Origin of the sequence: Luteimonas marina (assembly GCF_007859325.1) — a bacterium.
GTDB lineage: Bacteria > Pseudomonadota > Gammaproteobacteria > Xanthomonadales > Xanthomonadaceae > Luteimonas > Luteimonas marina.
Map to the genome: position 1 here is coordinate 1 of NZ_VOHK01000014.1, position 4458 is coordinate 4458.

The following is a 4458-nucleotide window of genomic DNA, read 5'->3' on the forward strand; positions in this document are numbered from 1 at the left end:
CAGCGACTGGCAGTCGTTCCTGAAGGCGCATCGGATGGTTCCGAGCATGAGCCGTCGCGGCAACTGCCACGACAACGCGGTGGCCGAGAGCTTCTTCAGCGTCCTGAAGAAGGAGCGGATCAAGCGGAGAATCTATCCGACCCGGGCCGCCGCAACCTCGGACGTGTTCGACTACATCGAGATGTTCTACAACCCGGTGCGTCGCCATGGTTCCGCCGGCGACGTCTCACCGGTAGAGTTCGAAAGGCGCTACGCGCAAAGCGGCCGATGAGTGTCTATGAAACCTTGGGCGGTCCAAACAACTTCAGCGCCCTGATTGTATTGGCCCTTGCCGCACTCGGCTCGTCAGAGCAACTGCCTACTGTGCCGGACAAAGAGCTTTCCATTGCGGGTATCGCTCTCGACGCTGACGAAGCATCAGTGCTACGGACACTTGGCCAGCCTGTTCGCGTCACTGATACGGGTGACTTCCTCAACATCCAGTTGGACTACCCAGGCCTCACCATCTGGCTCGGCGAGGGGCGTCGGGTTGGAGAGATTCTTAGCACCAGTCCTGAGCATTGCACACCGGGCGGCATTTGCCCCGGCATGGCATTCTCGCAAGTCCAAGCCATGTATGGCCCGCCTTCGGTTGCCACCCGCGAGGATGGTCAGTTCATGGAGTATTTCCCCATGTCCGACTTCCCGTGCTGGTTACAACTGGCCGTCGCCGACGGCGTAGTAAAATCTGTTCGGGCGGAGTGCCAGCCGTGATGGGGCATAACAATTCATTCAAGCCGACGCCGCTTCGCGGCGCGGCTTAATTCAGGCGTTAGGCGCTTACGTGTAGATCGGCTGTTCATCAAGGGGAAATCGTGTGAACCTCAAGCAGATCAAGTCCAACACCATTGCATTGTTAGTAGCGGGCGTTCTGATACTTACTGTTGGGACCTACACGACAAATGGCGGCTTCCAGCTTGCTGGAGGCTTAGTCTTGCTGGTCGCCATCATCCTCGCGATCAGCCAAGCCAGCAGTCGGGCGGGCACAGGCGAGTGAGGGACGCGCCTAACAATTCATTCAAGCCGACGCCGCTTCGCGGCGCGGCTTAATTCCGGCGTTAGGCGCTTACGTGTAGATCGGCTGTTCATCAAGGGGAAATCGTGTGAACCTCAAGCAGATCAAGTCCAACACCATTGCATTGTTAGTAGCGGGCGTTCTGATACTTACTGTTGGGACCTACACGACAAATGGCGGCTTCCAGCTTGCCGGAGGCTTAGTCTTGCTGGTCGCCATCATCCTCGCGATCAGCCAAGCCAGCAGTCGGGCGGGCACAGGCGAGTGAGGGACGCGCCTAACAATTCATTCAAGCCGACGCCGCTTCGCGGCGCGGCTTAATTCCGGCGTTAGGCCCTAGATGAAAAATCTTTTGGCACTCGCAGTACTACTCTCCGCTAGCACATCGCATGCAGCCTCCCAGTGCGAAGTTCGAGGAGAAGCTGTCTTCTGGGCCTATGATTCATGCATGTGGCGTTACGAGACCGATGACTCTCTTCATCCAAGAGTAATGGCGTGCGCGGATAGGGCGCAGCGTCTTATCAAGAGCAAGGGGAGTTGCGTTGCAAAACGGATTTTCAAAGAGCGTATTTGTTTGTTAGTTCAGCAGACAGAGGATCGGAGAGAATCACTCTTGGCTTGCATGCAAGATCCGGAGATCATCGGATCAACAGTGAGAGATGGTGGGCTCTAGGGCCTAACAATTCATTCAAGCCGACGCCGCTTCGCGGCGCGGCTTAATTCAGGCGTTATGCCCCACTAAAGACTATGCCGCGTGGCCTACCACAAGCAGTCAAAGAGAACCTTGAGAAGTGTCAGCTAGCCACGCTGGCCGCGGTAGAGGCGTACAACCGCCCAGGCCGCAGCTTTCGGACAGCTCAGTACCTCGTGATGATCGTGATCGCGTGGACCGCTCTCTTTCATGCGATCTACTACAAGAGAAACGTCAAGCCGTGGTACAAGCTTCGGAACGGGCGATTCGAACGGATTGATGGAGATCCAAAGCATTGGGATCTTTCGGAGTGCTTGAAGCGGCATTACGCTGCGACAATGCCGCCCGAGCGGAAGAACCTAGAGTTCCTGATCGGCTTACGGAACAAGATCGAACACCGTCACTTGCCAGAGCTTGACCCATCACTGTACGGCGAGTGCCAAGCAGCTCTACTCAATCTAGAAGAGATGCTCGTGGCCACCTTCGGCGCCAAGTACGGCATGGCTGAACAACTTGCAGTTTCATTGCAGTTCTCTACTGTCGTTCCGCCGGAAAAGAAGAGAGCTGCTCGTGCCGCTGCCGTGAATAACGCGCGGTCGGTAAAAGACTATATTGAGACGTTCAGAGGCAACCTCCCTGCCACGATCTTGAGCAGCATGAAGTACTCCTACAACGTCTTCCTTGTTCCGAAAGTCTCGAATCGAGAGAGCTCTTCAGATGCCGCAGTGGAGTTCATCAAGGTCAATGAGGCAAGCCCTGAGGAGCTAAAGCGTCTAGAAAAGCTGAACGTGCTCATCCGGGAGAAGAAAATTCCGATTGCCAACTTGGATCTTTACAAGCCGAGCGTCGTTGTCCAGAAGATTAATCAGTCATGCCCGCACATTGTGAGTCAGAATGCACACTCCAACGCTTGGCGTCACTTTGGGGTGAGACCGACAACAGGTGCCGCCAACCCAGAGCAATGCCGAACGGAGTACTGCGTGTATGACGAGGCGCATGGGGATTATCTCTACACGCAAGCGTGGATAAACAAGTGTACTCAAGCGTTCGCCAATGCTGAGAAATTTCGCGAGATCACGGGTCGCACTCCTGTAACTCGGCGTGGGGCATAACAATTCATTCAAGCCGACGCCGCTTCGCGGCGCGGCTTAATTCAGGCGTTAGACCGCTCAGGAGAGAGACGTGCGTCTGATAATTCTCTTTTCACTGATTCTCTGGCAAGTGGCTTGCGCAAAAACTCCTCAAACCGTAAAGACAGAGGCAGATCGATGCGACCTATCGCGCGTTCTCGCAAGGGCGGACATAGATTCGCACACGCTGTGCGCGGCTCGGGCGCTAGCAAAACGGTGCTCCGCTTCGGATCAGTGCTTTATTCAATGCGAGGGTCAGGGTGGCCTCCCATTGATCGGCGGCGGTTGTTCGCACGTTTGCAACAACGAAGCGATGACCGAGGAACGGTATGCTCGGGAAGGTCCCAGTCTCACCGATGAGGCTGCCGCCTGCTATAGCAGGTGAGCGGCCTAACAATTCATTCAAGCCGAAGCCGCTTCGCGGCTCGGCTTAATTCAGGCGTTAGAGCGCACCGATCTAAACGGGGGCCTTGTGAATGACATCATCGAAGCGATAAGCGCAAGGATTAAGGCGCCATACTTTGGCTACGCGATGTTGGCCTTCATCGCACTGAACTGGAGGGGAATATTCCTACTTGCAGCCACGCCGGGCTCACCTCAAGTTCGGCTGGAAGCCTTCGATTCAGCCACAAGCTTTACAAGCTTGATCGTATGGCCGTTAGTAGTAGGTGCGGTGGTAGCCGTATGCTCGCCATGGATCAAACTCGCGTTCGCCTATCTTTCCAGAAGGCCATTTGAATACATTGATAATCTGCACCTCGACGCAGAGCACAAAAAGACAATTAGAAGAACTGAGCTGGAGCGCTCCAGGTCGGAATTGTTTGCGAGCAAGGAAACCGAGCTGATAGAACGCGCGAAGAGGGATGAGGAAGTTCTTCAGATCGAAGACGAGTCAGTGCAGGAACAACTAAGAGCGGAGCTTGAGCTACTACGCAAAGAGCGTGATCGAATGTCTCACGGCCTCTATGGCGGCGAGGCACTTCAGCTCTCGCCAACTGAGAGAGAGCTTCTTACGCTAGCGGCGAAGAGCGGCAGCGGGACGATCTCAAGGAACGAGTACATAAGCGGGCGTAATATCCAAGTTGGATCAACCACGTTCGGTGCCGACAGTACAAAAGACTTCGCAAAATACGATTCTGCATTGCGATCACTCGTTTCCAAAGAGTTGGTTCGGAGCATGGGAACGGGTGGTAACATCTTTGAACTTACTCATACCGGCTGGCAGATCGCAGATGCGCTCTAACAATTCGTTCAAGCCGATGCCGCTTCGCGGCACGGCTTAACTCAGGCGTTAGGCGTCTAAAAGCATTAGTAGTGTTGGGCTGATCGCCACCGGGTCGGTCGCGGTGCTGCCAGCTTCTTGTTCTGCTACGGCGGAACGTTCTCGAGTCTTCGGCCACATTCGCTTCGGACAGGTCTGTGAAACACGCCGGGACAGATTTGCGGAGTTCGGCTTCGGACGGTCGAGATCGGGCGTCGCAACCGGATAGTCTGCGGTTGGCTTCGGCAAGTCTGGGAAAGGTTCCGGGCCGGCGCGCCCAGGCGGCGGCGCCTTCGGTGACATCTCAAGCGTCAGCCTTGCC

At 55.5% G+C, this 4458-nt stretch carries 6 protein-coding genes; all 6 read left to right on the forward strand.

Annotation, left to right across the window (positions count from 1 at the left end):
• A partial coding sequence (locus tag FQY83_RS17430) for an IS3 family transposase (protein ID WP_146389319.1) occupies positions 1-271 on the forward strand: 271 nt, incomplete at its 5' end.
• Positions 268-753 carry a hypothetical protein gene (locus FQY83_RS17435; protein ID WP_146389499.1) on the forward strand — a complete coding sequence of 162 codons (486 nt, stop codon included), beginning with the start codon at positions 268-270 and terminating at the stop codon, positions 751-753. The genes FQY83_RS17430 and FQY83_RS17435, both read left to right, overlap by 4 nt.
• A gap of 103 nt (positions 754-856) precedes the next feature.
• A complete protein-coding gene (locus tag FQY83_RS17440) occupies positions 857-1036 on the forward strand; it encodes a hypothetical protein (RefSeq protein WP_146389501.1) in 180 nt (59 codons plus the stop codon).
• A gap of 106 nt (positions 1037-1142) precedes the next feature.
• A complete protein-coding gene (locus tag FQY83_RS17445; RefSeq protein WP_146389501.1) occupies positions 1143-1322 on the forward strand; it encodes a hypothetical protein in 180 nt (59 codons plus the stop codon).
• Between the two features lie 479 nt (positions 1323-1801).
• On the forward strand, positions 1802-2857 hold the full coding sequence (locus FQY83_RS17450) for a DUF3644 domain-containing protein (protein WP_146389503.1): 1056 nt from the start codon (positions 1802-1804) through the stop codon (positions 2855-2857).
• Between the two features lie 490 nt (positions 2858-3347).
• The gene (locus FQY83_RS17455) at positions 3348-4118 is read left to right on the forward strand and encodes a hypothetical protein (protein WP_146389505.1); all 771 of its coding nucleotides are present in this window, start codon (positions 3348-3350) and stop codon (positions 4116-4118) included.
• The last annotated feature ends 340 nt before the right edge of the window (positions 4119-4458 follow it).

Bases quoted from the DNA above. Each gene is read 5' to 3' on its own strand.
- FQY83_RS17435 (WP_146389499.1), top strand. From the start codon at position 268: ATGAGTGTCTATGAAACCTTGGGCGGTCCAAACAACTTCAGCGCCCTG.
- FQY83_RS17450 (WP_146389503.1), top strand. From the start codon at position 1,802: ATGCCGCGTGGCCTACCACAAGCAGTCAAAGAGAACCTTGAGAAGTGT.